The sequence below is a fragment of the Dyella sp. 2RAB6 genome, from assembly GCF_052115385.1.
In the GTDB taxonomy this organism is placed as follows: domain Bacteria; phylum Pseudomonadota; class Gammaproteobacteria; order Xanthomonadales; family Rhodanobacteraceae; genus Dyella_D.
In genome coordinates, this window is record NZ_JBFRGP010000002.1 from 265,898 (window position 1) to 280,403 (window position 14,506).

Below are 14,506 nucleotides of genomic sequence, written 5' to 3' on the forward strand. Positions count from 1 at the left end.
GTCACTCCACCAAGGCCTTGGTCGCCAGGAACAATACCGATGGTCCCAGCAGGCAGCCGAGGCCGGTGTGGAACGTGGCGATCAGTGCACCGTACGGAACCAGCCGCCGGTCGGTCGCGGCCAAGCCCGCGCTCACGCCGCTCACGGTGCCGGCCAAGCCGCCGAAGATCATCGCCGAGCGCGGCGTGGACAAGCCCAGCGCACGCGCCGCCACCGGAGTGAAGATCATCACGATGATCGCCTTGACCAGCCCGGTGGCGATGCTCAAGGCCATCACGTCCGAACTGGCGCCGATCGCCGCACCCGTCACCGGGCCGACGATATAAGTGACCGCACCGGCACCGATGGTGGTCATGCTCACCGCATCGCGATAACCCATGGCATGCGCGATCGAGGCGCCCACGATAAACGGCAGCAAGGTGCCCAGCAGCAGCGAGACCACGCCGATCAGTCCCGCCTTGCGCGCCTCGTCCACCTGCACCTCGAAGGCGGTGGCGACGATGGCGAAGTCGCGCAACATGGCGCCTCCCATCAGGCCGATGCCGGCGAACTGCGTCAGGTCGGCCAGGCCCTGCCGGCCGCCGGTCTGCGTGCCGCCCCAATAGGCCAGCAGCAAACCGATCAGAATCGCGATCGCCGAGCCGTGCACGCGCCCGAAGGTAAGCTTGCGCGACAGCAGCACGGATGCCCACATCACCAATCCCACCATCGCGAATGCCGCGACGAGCCCGTTCTTGTTGAGCATCTTGTCCAGCATCTCGATCATGGGCGCGTCCTCAGCTGAGCCGTTGTTCGGTGGTGGTTTCGGGCAGCGAGGTGTCGTCGCGGCCCATGCGGGTGAGCAGCGCGATACAGCCGCCGCACACCAGTACGGCACCCAGTGCGGCCAGCACTGCCACCGGGCCGCCACGCAGCGCGGCAACCACGTCCTGCTGTGCGGCCATCGCCACCACCACGGGGATGTACATCGCGCCCCAATAGCCGACACCGGCCTCGGTTTCCTTGGGGAGGGCACCGCAGCGATGCAGATAGATGCGCGCGGCAATCAGCAGCAACATGGCGATGCCGACGCCGCCGACATTGGTGCCTACGCCGATCAGCCGTCCGAGCACTTCGCCGAGCAGCAGGCCGATCAGATAACACAGGGCAAGCAGGGTGGTTCCGTAGACGATCACATGTACCTCCACGCGCCGCGGCGCGCCATGAGTGGAAGACGAGGCGCTAGCGCCACTGCGCGCGCAGCCGTGCACGCACCTCAGCCGAAGCCTTGCGCAAGGGGCCGTGCAGGCGGCTTTCCAGGCCGGTGGAGGCGTCGTTGCGGATATCGGCGACGGCGTCGCGCAATGCGCCTGCCACCTTGGCGATGGCGTCCGCGCCTGGCTCGCCGGAGTCGGCGACGTCGAGCAACTTCCATAACAGGCCCAGCGACGCATAGCTGTGGATGTCGTAGGCCATCGGCGGAATATCGGCGGCGAGCGCGTCCAGTTCGTCGACGCTGCGCAAGGTGATGCGCGCCGCTGCGTCGCGGCCCATGGCATGCACCATCACCTGCGGGTCGTTCAGCGCGATCAACCGGTTGGCCTGATAGCCGTGCGCGAGGAAGGCGCCGGACATGGCCTTGCCGACCAGCAGCGCGACGATCGGGTGGCCGTGCAGGCGCGCCGTGGCGTAGGCATCTGCCGCGGCGGCCAGCGCCTGGTGGATGCCGTAGGCTTCTTCGTTGCGGCCATAAGCCTGGCTCGGTGTGTCGATCACGGCGACGATCGGGCGCTGCCGCTCGCGTTCGCAGTCGGCTTCGATGGCATCGCGTACGGCCTTCGCCAGCGACCATCCTTCGATCAGGCCGGTTTCGCCGTGGCGGGCGCGGGGGAACGGGTTGTGCGGATCGGGCACAACGGCGATATAGCGTGCGCTGTCATCGCCGAGCGGTGCGTCGGCGACGCGCAATGACGGCGCGTAGGTGGCGAGCGGTTCGGCGCCGGCGGTCAAGGCCTGCCACCATGCGTTGCCGCGTTGACCTGGGGTGTTCATGCGCGCAGCTCCTGGCCGAACACGGCGATGACGTCGGCGGGTGTCGCGGGGCGGCTGCCATCGATCTTCGACAGCGGCGGCAGGAAGGCTTCGTGGCGTTCGCTGCGGCAATGCGTCGGGCACCCGTCGCGCATGCACGCCAGCAAGGCCTGGCGAATATCCGCCGCATCGTCTTCCACGTAACGATCGGCCAGCCCGCTGCGATAGCGCTGCTCGCCGCCGGTCAGGCCCCAGATCGTGGCGCGGTCGCGCGCATCGAACTCGGCGACACCGGCCTCCTGTTCGATCACGGCGGGGCCGTTGAGGCCAAGACGCGCTTCGCGGGTGACCAGCAGATAGCTGCACAAGCCAGCGGCGATCGACATGCCTCCATAGCAGCCGACCGGCCCGGCGACGATGCCAACCACCGGTTGGTAGCGGCGCAGGTCGACGATGGCGGCCTGGATCTCGGCGATGCCGGCCAGGCCGAGGTTGGCTTCCTGCAGGCGCACGCCACCGGTTTCGAACACGATCGCGGCGCGGGTAGGTATGCCTTGGCGGTTGTCCTCGGCCGCCAGTTCCAGGCTGCCGGCGATCTTGGCGGCCGAGACTTCGCCCATGCTGCCGCCCTGGAACGCGCCTTCGATGGCGAGCACGACGGCCGACGTGCCATCGAGCAAGCCGCGCGCCACCACCAGGCCGTCGTCCGCCTGGGTGACGATGCCTTGCCGCGGCAGCCACGGCGAAGCCAGTCGCTCGAACGGATCGATCAGTTCGCGAAAGCTGCCCGGATCGAGCAGCGCGCGGGCGCGAGCGCGGGCGTTGAGTTCGGTAAAGCTGTTGCGGGCCAGCAGGCGTTGCACTTCCATCGGGTCAGCCCTCCTGTTCGAGCGCGTCGAACGCCTGCGCGATGCGCAGACCCACCACGCCGGGCGTGGCGCCGAAATCGTTGATCTGCAGGCGCACCGCCGGCCGTGTCGGTTCGGCGAACAGGCGCGCGAACAGCGCGGTCCAGGTGCGTTCCATGCCTTCGACCGACGTGGTGACTTCGATGGTGATCCGCCGGTCGGTGGCCGGTTCGAGCAGCACTTCGAGATCGCCGGAGGCGACCACGCCAGCCAGCGCCCGGCCACGCGGCGGCGGAGCGGCAGGGAAGGTAAAGGCGAGGGTTTGCATGGACAGTCCTCTCAGTAGCGGGAGATGCGGTCCAGCAGCAGGCTGGCGGCAAGAAGGTCGGCGGCACCGCCGGGGGAGACGTGGCGATGGAGCAGTTCGCGATCGAGGCGGCGCAGTTCGCGGCGGCCGGCGAGCGTGGCGCAGCCGTGCGCGAACGCTTGGCGCGCGCCGGTTTGCATGGCTTGCAGTGCGGCTGTTCCGCCGCGCGACAGCACGCAGGTGTCATCGAGCGTGGCCATGATCGCCAGCAGTGCGTCGAGGCGTGCCGCAGGTTCAGTGCCGCCTTGCGCGCGCGTGTTCCGCAACGCCGGCAAACCATGCTGGATCACATGCGGAAAGCCGGCTTGCGCTTGTCCACGTGCGCCGCCGACACCGTAGCGTTGGCAGGCGCGTTCGCCGGGGTGGCCGGTGAGTTCCGGCGCGTGGCGGTCCGCCATGCGGGCGAGCAAGCCGGCGCGCGCGGCGATGGCCGTGGGTTCGAGATCGTCGGGTGCCTGCGCCGCGGCCACGCTCAGCAGGCCCAGTGCCCAGATTGCGCCGCGATGCGTGTTGACGCCGCCGGTTGCAGCGAGCATGGCGGCCTCGGCTGCGCGCCCCAGCACACCGATGCGTTCGCGCAAGTCGATGCTTGCGGGTTGGCGATACGCAGCAAGCGCCATCGCCTGAAAACCCGGCCGCAACGCATGCGCCGAGCGGCTCAGCAGTTGCCAATGCATATCGCCGTGCGCGCCGCGATGACGCGGATCGACCAGCCCCGGTTTGGGCGCAAGCATCACTTCGTCGATCAGCGCGCCAGTCACCTGGTCAGCCAGCCAGCCGGTGAATTGCGCTTCCGTCGTCGAAGCTGCGGCTATCGATGAGCGGATGGCGATCTCCATCACCAGCTCCGATAGCGCGCCGGCGGCTGATAAAGCCCGTCGGACCAGGCGACCAGCTCCGCCATGTTCTTCGCCGCGAGCAGCGAGCGATCCGCTTCGCCGGGATGGATGCCCAGATCCTCGGGCAGCGCGACCAGCCCGTCGCTGCGGAACTGCGCCAGCGCCTGCGGATCGCTTTGCAGTCCGATCGGCGTCACGCCGGATACCGCGGCGATCATTGCCTTGCGCTGTTCCACCGACTCGGCCTTGTACAGATAGGCAATGCCTTCCTCGGTCAGCACGTGGGTGACGTCGTCGCCATAGATCATCACCGGCGCCAACGGCATGCCCGCATCGCGCCCCACCGCCACCGCATCCAGCGACTCGACCACGCTGGGCCGCCCGCCCGCCTGGAAGGTTTCCACCACCTGCACTACCAGCTTGCGGCCGCGTTCGAGCGGATCGTCGCCCTGGATCAGATCCAGCCAGGCCGGCGTGGCATGGCGGCGGCCGTGCGGGTCGTGGCCCATGTTCGGTGCGCCACCGAAGCCGGTCAGGCGGCCGCGCGTCACCGTCGACGAATTGCCCAACCCATCCATCTGCAAGGTGGAGCCGATAAACAAGTCAACCGCGTACTGGCCCGCCAACTGCGCCAGCAACCGGTTGGAGCGCAAGGAGCCGTCGCGCCCGGTGAAGAACACATCCGGCCGCGCCGCCACATAGGCCTCCATGCCCAGCTCGCCGCCGAAGCAATGCACGCTGTCCACCCAGCCGCTTTCGATCGCCGGGATCAGGGTAGGGTGCGGATTGAGCGCCCAGTGCCGGCAGATCTTGCCTTTCAGGCCCAGGCGTTCGCCGTAGGTGGGCAGGATCAATTCGATCGCCGCGGTGTTGAAACCGATGCCATGGTTCAGCGACTGCACCTGGTGGCGTTCGTAGACGCCGCGGATCGCCATCATCGCCATCAGGATCTGGATCGGCGTGATCAGGCGCGGGTCGCGGGTGAACAGGGGTTCGATAAAGAACGGCTTGTCCGCCGGCACCACGAAATCCACCCAGGAGCCGGGAATATCCACACGCGGCAGCTCGTCGACGATCTCGTTGACCTGGGCGATCACGATGCCGTCGCGGAACGCCGCCGCTTCCACCAGCGCCGGCGTGTCCTCGGTGCTTGGGCCGGTATAGAGATTGCCTTCGCGGTCGGCGCTGTAGGCGGCGACCAGCACCACGTTCGGCGAGAGATCCACGTAGAGCCGCGCGTACAGCTCGATATAGGTGTGGATCGCGCCGATCTCCAGCAACCCGTCTTCCAGGCATTGCGAGATGCGCAGGCTTTGCGTGCCGGCGAAAGCGAAATCCAGCTTGCGCGCGATGCCGCGCTCGAACAGGTCCAGATGCTCGGCGCGGCTGACGCTGGGGATGATCATGTGCAGGTCGTGCAACTTCGCCGGATCGACCTGGGCCAGCGCGCGCGAAAGGAAATCCGCCTGCTTCTGGTTATTGCCCTCCAGCACCACGCGGTCCCCCGGGCTGATCAGTCGTTCCAGCGCCTCGGTCAATCGCGCGGTGGGCAACTGGTTGCCATCGGCCAGGTCGCTCACGGCGGCGAGGCGGCGCTGCTTCTCGGTACGGCGGGTGGTCCAGCGTGTCGGGGCTGCGGAGGGGGCCGTCATCGGGTGGCTCTGGCGGAAAAGGCGAGGGCGACTTTAGGTGGCGCCCGGTTGCGCTTCAATCAAGCTAAGCGTAATTTCATTAGCTTGAGGCTAATGATTGCCGATGGCTGGGAGCTTGGCATGGCCATCGACGATGGCTTCACCCTGAAGAAGCTCGAGGTGTTCCTGGCCTTCATGCAGCTGGGCAATATGCCCAAGGTGTCGGAGCGGCTTTCCTACAGCGTGGTCAGCGTGCATCGCGCGTTGCACTCGCTGGAACAGGCGGTGGGGTGCCCGCTGTTCAAGCTCGACGGTCGCAAATTGATACCACTGCAGACGGCCTATGCGTTGGCGGAGCATGCACAGCGGGCGTTGCATGAAGCGGAGGAGGGAGTGCGGCGTGTGCGGGAGATTGCCGGATTGTCGGCGCCGCGCCTGAAGGTCGGTTCGCTCTATTCACTCACCACCCGCACGATGCCGCCGCTGCTGGTGCGCATGAAGTTGCGCAACTCGGCGTTGGATATCGATCTGACACTTGGCTCCAACCGGTTGTTGCTGGAGCAACTGCGCGAAGGGCGGCTGGATGCCATCGTGATTGCGCTCAGCCAGCCGGTGGACGACGACCAGTTGCTGGCCGTGCCTTTGTTCGAGGACAGCATCTTCTTCGCCGTGCCCGCCGATTCACCTTATGCGCGACGGAATTCGCTCGATCTGGCCGAGGTGCGCAACGAGAAGTTTGTCTGCCTGGAAGACGACTTCGCCACCGCCGCGAGCTTCCAGCAGGCGTTTCGACGCGCGGGCTATGAACCGCAAGTGGCAATGCGTGTAGGTGACATCTTCTCGCTGACCAACCTGATCAGCGGCGGCGTCGGCTATAGCCTGCTGCCGGGCCGGATGGAGTCCTTCAATCCGCGCGTACGGCTGATTCCGCTGGTGCCGCCGTATACCTCGCAGCAGACCATCACCTTGCTGCTGCCGCGCAAGCGCGAGGGCGATCCATACTTGGTCACCTTGGCGGAAGAATGCCGGCGCCTGGCCGCGCTCGGGGGTGCATAACCCTCGTCGGCTTGCCTGCCATTCAATAAAAGCTGTCCCCAGCTTCCAGCTATGTCATGCGCATTCGAAGCTTGAGGGGATTACTTTCTTGTCTTTCCTACAAAGCCGAGCGCCCGCACCCATTCCGCATCCCTCCGCGTCGTCTCCACCCGCTGCTTCCGATAATGCCGCTCGGCCCGGTCCTGCACGTAGGTCACCCAGCGCCGGAACCAGCGGTCGCTGTGCTGCATATCGCGTATCAACCAGGCCATGACGCGGCGGCTGGCCGCCGGTGCGAAGCGTTGGAACAGATCGTCTTCCACGCTGATGATGGCTTCGGTGGTGCCAGGGTCGCCCTGGCGCGCACTGCGGCCGAAGAGCTGCCGGTCTACCCGTGCCGACTCGTGAAACTCGGTAAGGATCACGTGCAGGCCACCGCCGGCCTCGACGTCCTTGGTGAGCTTGATGTCGGTGCCACGGCCAGCCATGTTGGTGGCAACGGTAATCCGCCCGGGCTGTCCGGCGTCGCCGACGATCTCCGCCTCGCCCTTGTCCTGCCTGGCATTGAGCACGATGTGTTCGACGCCTTCTTGCTCGAACAGACGCCCTAATATTTCCGAAGCCTCGACCGAACGCGTACCCACCAGCACGGCGCGGCCGTTCTTCGCCAGTTCGATCGCGCGCCGCGCCACCTCTTTCCATCGCTGCGGGCTGTCGGCGCAGACGCGGTCGGCCAGGCGCTGGCGGCGGCTTGGCTTGTGGGTGGGGATGCGCGTGACTGGCAGGCCGTAGGTCTGCTTTACCTCGGTGGCGACTTCCTGCGCGGTGCCAGTCATTCCGCTCAGCAACAGATAACGCCCGAAGAAGCGCTGGTAGGTGATTTGCGCCAGGGTCCGCCGCTGCCCGGTGATCTCGCAGCCTTCCTTGCACTCGATCATCTGGTGCAGGCCGCGCTCCCAGGTACGGTCAGGCATCACGCGACCGGTCGATTCGTCGACGATCTGCACCTTGTTCTCGGCCAGGATGTAGTCCTGGTCGCGAGTGAAACAATGGACGGCCGACAGCGCCTTCTGCACGAACTCGTCGCGCCACAGCGGCGAGCGCCACAGCCCGCCGAACGAGGCAGTCAGCTCGCGCACGCGTTGCCGTCCCACCTCGGTCAGCCAGATATCCCGCCGCGGCCCCTTGATGTAGTCGGTCCCGGCATCGAGCGTATGGGCCAGTTCGACGGACTGCGTGTAGACCGCCGGATCGAGATCGTCCGGCAAGGTCTCGGAGATGATCAGCGGCGTGCTGGCCTCATCGATGAGCACGCTGTCGGCCTCGTCGATGATGGCGAAATGCAACCCGCGCAGGATCGGCGGCTCGCCGCGCATACCACCGGCAAGCTCGCGCAAGCGCTGCTGGGTGGCGGAGATCTCGCCCAGCGCAATGCAGTCCTTCAGATAGTCGAAGGTCAGTTCCTTGTTCGACACATACGCGATGTCACAGGCATACGCCTTGCGCCGGTCCGCCACCGCCATGTCCTGCAACACCACACCGGCACTCATGCCGAGAAAATCGAACAGCGCGCGGTTGTGCTCTGCATCGCGCTCGGCAAGGTAGTCGTTCACCGTGACCACGTGCACCGCCGCGCCGGTCGCCGCCGCGGCGCAGGCGGCGAGGGTGGCGGCCAGGGTCTTGCCTTCGCCGGTGGACATTTCCGCCAGGCGCCCCTGCAACAAGGCACGGCCGGCGAGCAACTGCACATCGTGGTGCCGCATCCCCAGGGTGCGACGGGAGGCTTCGCGGATCAGCGCGAACGCATCCGGCAGGATCGCGTCGGTAAAGCCTTCGAGATGCATGCGATGGGCAACCGCGCGCAAGCGCTCGCGCACGACTTGATCGGTGGCGGCACGTGCGGCTTCTTCGCGCGCTGCAGTGGCCGCGAGGAAGTCGCGCACGCGCCGCCGGTCGAAGCGGGGCAGGCTGTCCAGCATCGCGCGCAAGCGGTCTTCCCAGCGCGAGCGCTTGGCATCCAGCCGCTCCAGATAAGGCCCATCGCCCAGCCGCAGATCGCGATCCGCCAGCAGGGCGCGGACGTCAGACACCGAAATGCCCCAGGAAGACCTGGCGCAGGCGCCGCAAACCTTGCCGCGCCAGCGATTCGCTGCCGTGATCGAAGCGCACGTGGACGCGCTCGCCGAACGGCGGCGCCGTGCCGGCGGGCAGGGCGACATCGACGATGAATACGCGTTGCAGCGTCTTCAGCCCATTGCTGTCGTTCGGATTGGTGGGAATCGCGCCGCCACCATTGAGCCCAAGAGCCGCCGTGGGCAACTCGTCCACCGCCCCGGGAAAGCTGCGCACGACATGGGACTCGCGCATGTCGCTCAGCGAATCGGCCAGGCGCAGTTGCACCCCATGCAGGCGCTGATGCACCAGGTCGATATCGTCCTGAAGCACCACCACCCGCACCATCAGGTCGCGCGGCGTCAGCACATAACCGAGCAGCTCGCCCTTCTTGTAGTAATGGCCGGGCATGTCCTGCGGCGTCGCCGCGATCAGGCGGCCATCGCCGCCGGCATGGCCGATCAGGCGTGCCGCGCGCAGCTCGGCGCGTTCGAGCACTTCGCGTGCCTCGGCCAACTGCCGGCCACTGACCTGGGCTTTCACCGGATCGATGAATGCATCCGCGTCATAGCGCGCCTGCGCTTCATCCAGCTTGGCCTGGTCGACCGCCAGCTCCGCCTGCAACTGCGGGTTGTCCATCAGATAGACCGGCTGGTCGCGCCGCACGGACTGCTCCGGCGCCGTCATCCAGGTATGGAAGAAACCGTTCTCCTGGGCATGCAGCATGGAACGGTCCGGCAGCCACACCACGCCCTCGGCGCGCGTATGCAGCGGCACCGGCACGAACAGCAGCACGGCGAGCACGACGCTAACCGCGAGGGCGGTCCGGCGATAGGCGCGGGTGCGCACACGATGCAACGCACCGGCGCTGCGCAGATGCTTCAGCCCCTTGCGGATCGGTCCCACCAGCAGTCCGTACGCACTCCAGCACGCCATCAGCACGCCGACGATGAAGTACTTGCCCGCCACCAGGAAGATCACCGAGAGCGTGACCGTGGTGCGGTAGAACCAGGCCAGCGGCGCGTAGAAGAACAGCCAGCGCTGCTCCGAAGGTGTTTCGTCCGGCTTCACCGCATCGGTGGAGCCGAAGGCATAGCGGTCCAGCAGCCAGGTCCACCACGCAGTGCCGCGCTGGGCCAGGTTGGGCATCTCGATCAGGTCGGCCAGGATGTAGTAGCCGTCGTAGCGCAACAGCGGGTTGCCGTTGACCAGCAGGGTGGAGACGCCGCCGATCACCATCACGTTGAACGCCACCGCGCGCAGCACGCCGGGTTCCGCCGCCAGCCAGACGTACAGCGCCAAGGCCGCCAGGAACAACTCCACCAGCATGCCGGCGGCCGCGACCAGCGCACGGCGATACTTCGACGGGAACGCGGCAGAGGACGAAGCCTCCACATACGGCACCGGCGCGAAGATCAGGAACATCACGCCCAGCTCGCGCACCGCGCCGCCCCAGCGCTTCACCGCGAAGCCATGCCCCAATTCGTGCAGCAGCTTCACCACTGGATACACCGCCAGCATCACCAGCAGGTTGCTGGAGGACAGCACGCGATCGGACAGGTTATGCGTCAGCTCGCCCCAATGCTGCGCCGCCAGCACCATCGCCGGCAGCATCACCGCCAGCCACAGCAGCGCGCCGATCGGGCCGAAGCACCACGAGGTGTAAGGCGACAGGCGGGTAAGGAAGCGGTCGGGATTGAGCAGCGGCAGCTTCACGCTCATCGGGTTGGTCAGCCACTGCCGCACGGTTTCGGTGCGCTTGCGCTTGTGCCGGTCCAGTGCATCGGCGGAATCCGGCGCCACGTCGGTCTGCAGCAGATCCGCGCCATGCAGCTGCACCAGCAGATCGACCACTTCCGGTTGCGTGCAGGCATCGCGCGATTCGGACGTGTTGGCGCGCTCCCACAGTGCCTGCACCGTCTGCCGCCCGTCCATGCCGGCGATCAACGCATACGCCGCGGTGGACAGGCGATAGACGCGTCCGCCGGTCTGGTCCTGCACCACGTACCAGGGCCGCCCGCGAAACACCACGCGCTGCACGGTGGCATACGGCATCAGCCGCGGCCGCAACTGCGCCACGCTATGCCAGGAGGGGCTGAATGGACTGCGCGCCATGGCCTAGAGGCCCCAGCTCCACAGGTTCAGGCGCAGCCAGTCGAACAGGCCGTGCAGCAGCACCCAGCCGAGCTTGTGCTGGCCGGCGCCGATCTTGCCGACGCCTTCCATGCCCGGCAGCAGCAGCGGCGAATCCTGCTGCAGGCGCGCTTCGACGCGGTAGAAATTGCGGCCGTCCTGCGCGGTGGCCACCGGCATGATCTTGGCCACGGTAAAGGGCATCGCGTCGCCGGCCAGTCCGGTGATCATCAGCTGGCCGTGCTGGCCTTCGCGCACCTGGGCGATATCGCGCTCGTCCACCTGCAGGATGATGCGGTAGCTGTGCAGCGGCGCGATCTCGAACAGCTTCTTGCCGGCTTCCAGCGGCGTGCCGATCTGCTGGCTCAGGTCGCCGGTGACCACTACGCCGTCGTAGGGCGCCAGTATCTTTACGCGCGACAGCTTGTCGTCGAGCAGATCGAGCTGCGCCTGCGCCTCGCGCATCTGCGCGCCGACCACTTGCATTGCGGTGAGGTCGTGCCCGGCCATCGCTTCGCGCAGCTTGTTGTCGTACTGGTCACGCTCGCTGGCCCACTTGGCGCGCTCCACGCGCAGGTCGTGATCGTCGAGCTGGGCCAGCGGCTGGCCCTTGGCGACGGTGTCGCCGGCGCGCACGAAGCTGGCAGAGAGAAAGCCTTCGAATGGCGCGGCGGCGACGCGCTGGATCTCGCCCTCGGTAACGGTCTTGGCGGAGACGCGATACGGCACCGGCAGGAACACCAGCAGCGCCAGCACCAGCGCTGCGGCCAGCGCGCCGACCTTCCACAACAGATAACGCGGCCCCAGCAAGGCGGCCAGGAAGCGCCGCGCTTCGTCGCGCAAACGCTGCCACGAGCCGCGCTCCGCATCCACGCGTTGGGCGATCACTGACGCCAGCAGCGCGCCGAAGGTTTCCATCCACTTGCGCTCGTCCTCGCCGAACGGCGTGGGCGCTTCGCGCTCGATGGTCACCACCGCCACGCACTTGGCCTGCTGGGTGATCGGCAGCGAGAGCAGGCGGCCGGCGCCGGTGCGCTGCAGGAGGGCGGTATGCGCGCGGAAGCTGTCGGGCGCATCGTGCTCGGGTGCCGCCGCTTCCACGGCCTGCGCCAGATCGCAGGCCTCGTTCATGGCGGCGATATAGGCATGCACCAAGGGCGAGGATTTTTCGAACGTAGCCGCCTCCGACAGTGCCGCCAGCTTCACTTCGCCATGGCGCATCAGGCCGATCGCCACGCGCGTGCCGCCGAAGCGCCGGCGCAGCTCGTTGCTCAAGTCGAACAGCGCCTGCTGGAAGCGCTCGTGGCGCAATGCGATGGCGACGGCCTCCAGCACGCCCAGCGAACGCACGCTGGCGGCCAGTGCGGCATCGTGCTCGCGCCGCGCGAACAGATTGCTGAGCCAGGCGCTGCCCCAATGCAATTCGCGCAACAGCAGCGGCAGGGTTTCATCGTGCGCGCTCAGCTCCAGCACCACCGAGCCGGCCATGCGGTCGTGCACCGTCAGCGGCGCGGCCACATGCCACAGGCCGGCCGGCTCCGCGCAGGGCTGCACCACCACGCGCCGTTCGGCCAGCGCGCGTTGCACCGCTTCGCCCATGCGCGCCATATCGCTGTTGGCCTGCGGAAACACCGCGATCGGCACGAAGTTCTGCCCGTTCGCGGATTCCACCAGGATCGCCGCCTGCGCGATCACCGCGAACTTGTCGCGCAGCACCGCCAGCCAGGCGTCGCAGAATTCCGCCGAGGTGCGCGCGGTGATGAAGCGCGTCCAGCCGTCCAGCGGCAAGGGCGTCGGCGCGGAAGGATCGGGCGTGACGGGCAGGGCGTTCATCGCGGCGCGCGCTCCGGGTTGAGCGAGGCGGTGGTGTTCATGCGCGCCGGCACGAAGCACTGATCCAGCTCGTCGATATCGGCCACGCTCAGGCCGCCGAGCGTGGCCCTGAGCTTGATGTACGACGTGAGCTGCTGGTAGCGGCCCTTGCGCATGTCGCGGCGCGAGGCGGCGATCTGCTGCTGTGCGGCCAGCGTGTCGGCCGCGGTCTTCAAACCGCGCTCGCTGCCGCGCTCGGCCACCGCCAGCGCACGCTGGGCGGAGGCGATGGCGATGCGTGCGGCATGCGCCTTGGCCAGGCCCGCGCGCCAGGCGAGAAAAGAACTTTTCACGTTGAGGACGGCCTGCCGCCGCGCGGCTTCCAGGTCGTCGCGCGCCTTGTCGCGCAGCGCCAGCGCCTCGGCCACCTTGGCCGACTGCGTGCCGCCGGAATAGATCGGCACGTTGAGCTGCAGGCCCACGGTGAAGGTGCGAATGCCGTAGCCGGCCTGGCCGGGAAAGTTGCCGACGTTCTGGTCGGTGTTGCCATAGCTGGCCACCATGTCCAGCGTCGGCTGGTGGCCGGCGCGCTGCTTGCTCACTTCGTCTTCCGCCGCGGCGACGGCGCGCGAGGCGGCGCGCAGGGCCGGGCTGCTGCTGTCGACCTGGCTGAGCCAGGCGTCGAGGTCGCTGCCGATCAGGTCGGGCAGTTCGAGCTGGTCGTCCAGGAAGGGTTGCTGCAGGTCTTCCGCCGGACCTACCCATTGTTCGAGCGCGGCCAGCTTGGTGGCGTGATCGGCCAGCGCCGACTCGGCATCGGCCGCGGCTTCCTCATACTTGGCGTGCGCATCCTCGGCTTGCGGCTCGCCCTGCGCGCCGAGTTCGACGGCGCGGCGCGAGATATCCCACTGCGCACGCAGGGCATCGCGCTGCGCGGCGGTGAACTCCACCGCATCGCGCGCTTCCATCAGGTCGAACCAGGCCGAGGCCAACTTTTGATAAAGCTGCTGCTCGGTGTCCTTGAGCTGGTACTCGGTCTGCCGTTCCACTTGCTCGGCCTGGTGCAGGCTGGCGGTATTGGCCGGGCGCCACAGCGGCTGGGTCAGGCTGAGCTGGCCGGTGTCGCCGTGGTAGCGGTCGTGCAAGGTGTGGGTGACCTTGTCCAGCGTGTCGTAGCGGCGGCGGTTGCCATTGCTGCTGGCGGTGGCGGAAATCTGCGGCAGCATCGCGCCGAAGGCCTGGCGCGTGCGCGCCTGCGAGGCGTCGAGGCTGGCCTTGGCGGCGCGGTAGCCGGGCTCGCTGTCGTGGGCGATCGAGAACAGTTCGCCGAGCGAAGTGACGTTGTTGGCCGCGAAGGCAGGCAACACTACGAACAGACTTGCGCACAGCAGGGCCAGGGGCAGCGCGCGGCCGGGCATCGGCGATCTTCCGAGACGTACCGGAACCTGCTCTCTCGCATCATGACTTTCGCGTCGCACCTCAAATCCCTTCGCTGTGCCCTGAGGGAGAGGACGGTCCGTCATGGACCGCAACGGCCAGGCGCGCACCGGAAATCGCACGGTGCGGGCTGACGTTATTTCCAACGATTTCCCCCTGAAGCACGGGCATTTTGGCATTGGCCCGGGGGTGTGCCAAGGGCTGGGATGTTCAGGTTTTCGCAAGGTCTTGCGGTGGTGCCTCGCGGCACTTCGCACGCACGGACTTGCGCTACCATCCCGC

Annotated in this window: 12 protein-coding genes; 1 reads left to right on the plus strand and 11 read right to left on the minus strand. The window is 67.4% G+C overall.

The window, feature by feature from the left end; genetic code table 11:
• Nucleotide 1: 1 nt before the first annotated feature.
• The 7 genes from madM to mdcA are packed head-to-tail and all read right to left on the minus strand — an operon-like array spanning nt 2 to nt 5,716.
• Nucleotides 2-766: a malonate transporter subunit MadM gene (madM, locus tag AB4083_RS05090; RefSeq protein ID WP_441606669.1), complete on the minus strand. Its 765-nt coding sequence runs from the start codon at nt 764-766 to the stop codon at nt 2-4.
• Between the two features lie 10 nt (nt 767-776).
• On the minus strand, nt 777-1,175 hold the full coding sequence (gene madL / locus AB4083_RS05095) for a malonate transporter subunit MadL (RefSeq protein WP_441606670.1): 399 nt from the start codon (nt 1,173-1,175) through the stop codon (nt 777-779).
• A 46-nt stretch (nt 1,176-1,221) separates the two neighbouring features.
• A complete protein-coding gene (gene mdcE, locus AB4083_RS05100; protein WP_441606671.1) occupies nt 1,222-2,031 on the minus strand; it encodes a biotin-independent malonate decarboxylase subunit gamma in 810 nt (269 codons plus the stop codon).
• Nucleotides 2,028-2,879, minus strand: a complete 852-nt coding sequence (locus tag AB4083_RS05105) for a biotin-independent malonate decarboxylase subunit beta (RefSeq protein ID WP_441606672.1) — start codon at nt 2,877-2,879, stop codon at nt 2,028-2,030. The genes mdcE and AB4083_RS05105 overlap by 4 nt, the downstream gene beginning before the upstream one ends.
• Nucleotides 2,880-2,883: 4 nt before the next feature.
• Complete coding sequence (locus tag AB4083_RS05110; protein ID WP_441606673.1) at nt 2,884-3,186, minus strand: malonate decarboxylase subunit delta; 303 nt, start codon at nt 3,184-3,186, stop codon at nt 2,884-2,886.
• A gap of 11 nt (nt 3,187-3,197) precedes the next feature.
• Complete coding sequence (locus AB4083_RS05115) at nt 3,198-4,064, minus strand: triphosphoribosyl-dephospho-CoA synthase (protein ID WP_441606674.1); 867 nt, start codon at nt 4,062-4,064, stop codon at nt 3,198-3,200.
• Nucleotides 4,064-5,716 carry a malonate decarboxylase subunit alpha gene (gene mdcA, locus AB4083_RS05120; protein WP_441606675.1) on the minus strand — a complete coding sequence of 551 codons (1,653 nt, stop codon included), beginning with the start codon at nt 5,714-5,716 and terminating at the stop codon, nt 4,064-4,066. Before mdcA ends, AB4083_RS05115 begins: the two co-directional genes overlap by 1 nt.
• Nucleotides 5,717-5,809: 93 nt before the next feature.
• Between mdcA and AB4083_RS05125 the strand changes: the two genes are divergently transcribed.
• The gene (locus tag AB4083_RS05125) at nt 5,810-6,751 is read left to right on the plus strand and encodes a LysR family transcriptional regulator (protein ID WP_441606676.1); all 942 of its coding nucleotides are present in this window, start codon (nt 5,810-5,812) and stop codon (nt 6,749-6,751) included.
• Between the two features lie 80 nt (nt 6,752-6,831).
• On the opposite strand, the gene AB4083_RS05130 is transcribed toward AB4083_RS05125, so the two are convergent.
• The 4 genes from AB4083_RS05130 to AB4083_RS05145 are packed head-to-tail and all read right to left on the minus strand — an operon-like array spanning nt 6,832 to nt 14,205.
• The gene (locus AB4083_RS05130; protein ID WP_441606677.1) at nt 6,832-8,820 is read right to left on the minus strand and encodes a preprotein translocase subunit SecA; all 1,989 of its coding nucleotides are present in this window, start codon (nt 8,818-8,820) and stop codon (nt 6,832-6,834) included.
• Nucleotides 8,813-10,957, minus strand: a complete 2,145-nt coding sequence (locus AB4083_RS05135) for a hypothetical protein (RefSeq protein WP_441606678.1) — start codon at nt 10,955-10,957, stop codon at nt 8,813-8,815. Before AB4083_RS05135 ends, AB4083_RS05130 begins: the two co-directional genes overlap by 8 nt.
• Before the next feature lie 3 nt (nt 10,958-10,960).
• A complete protein-coding gene (locus AB4083_RS05140; protein WP_441606679.1) occupies nt 10,961-12,808 on the minus strand; it encodes an HlyD family efflux transporter periplasmic adaptor subunit in 1,848 nt (615 codons plus the stop codon).
• The gene (locus AB4083_RS05145; RefSeq protein WP_441606680.1) at nt 12,805-14,205 is read right to left on the minus strand and encodes a TolC family protein; all 1,401 of its coding nucleotides are present in this window, start codon (nt 14,203-14,205) and stop codon (nt 12,805-12,807) included. Before AB4083_RS05145 ends, AB4083_RS05140 begins: the two co-directional genes overlap by 4 nt.
• Between the last annotated feature and the right edge of the window lie 301 nt (nt 14,206-14,506).

Bases quoted from the DNA above. Each gene is read 5' to 3' on its own strand.
- madM (WP_441606669.1), bottom strand. From the start codon at position 766: ATGATCGAGATGCTGGACAAGATGCTCAACAAGAACGGGCTCGTCGCG.
- mdcE (WP_441606671.1), bottom strand. From the start codon at position 2,031: ATGAACACCCCAGGTCAACGCGGCAACGCATGGTGGCAGGCCTTGACC.
- AB4083_RS05105 (WP_441606672.1), bottom strand. From the start codon at position 2,879: ATGGAAGTGCAACGCCTGCTGGCCCGCAACAGCTTTACCGAACTCAAC.
- AB4083_RS05110 (WP_441606673.1), bottom strand. From the start codon at position 3,186: ATGCAAACCCTCGCCTTTACCTTCCCTGCCGCTCCGCCGCCGCGTGGC.
- AB4083_RS05115 (WP_441606674.1), bottom strand. From the start codon at position 4,064: ATGGAGATCGCCATCCGCTCATCGATAGCCGCAGCTTCGACGACGGAA.
- mdcA (WP_441606675.1), bottom strand. From the start codon at position 5,716: ATGACGGCCCCCTCCGCAGCCCCGACACGCTGGACCACCCGCCGTACC.
- AB4083_RS05125 (WP_441606676.1), top strand. From the start codon at position 5,810: ATGATTGCCGATGGCTGGGAGCTTGGCATGGCCATCGACGATGGCTTC.
- AB4083_RS05135 (WP_441606678.1), bottom strand. From the start codon at position 10,957: ATGGCGCGCAGTCCATTCAGCCCCTCCTGGCATAGCGTGGCGCAGTTG.
- AB4083_RS05140 (WP_441606679.1), bottom strand. From the start codon at position 12,808: ATGAACGCCCTGCCCGTCACGCCCGATCCTTCCGCGCCGACGCCCTTG.
- AB4083_RS05145 (WP_441606680.1), bottom strand. From the start codon at position 14,205: ATGCCCGGCCGCGCGCTGCCCCTGGCCCTGCTGTGCGCAAGTCTGTTC.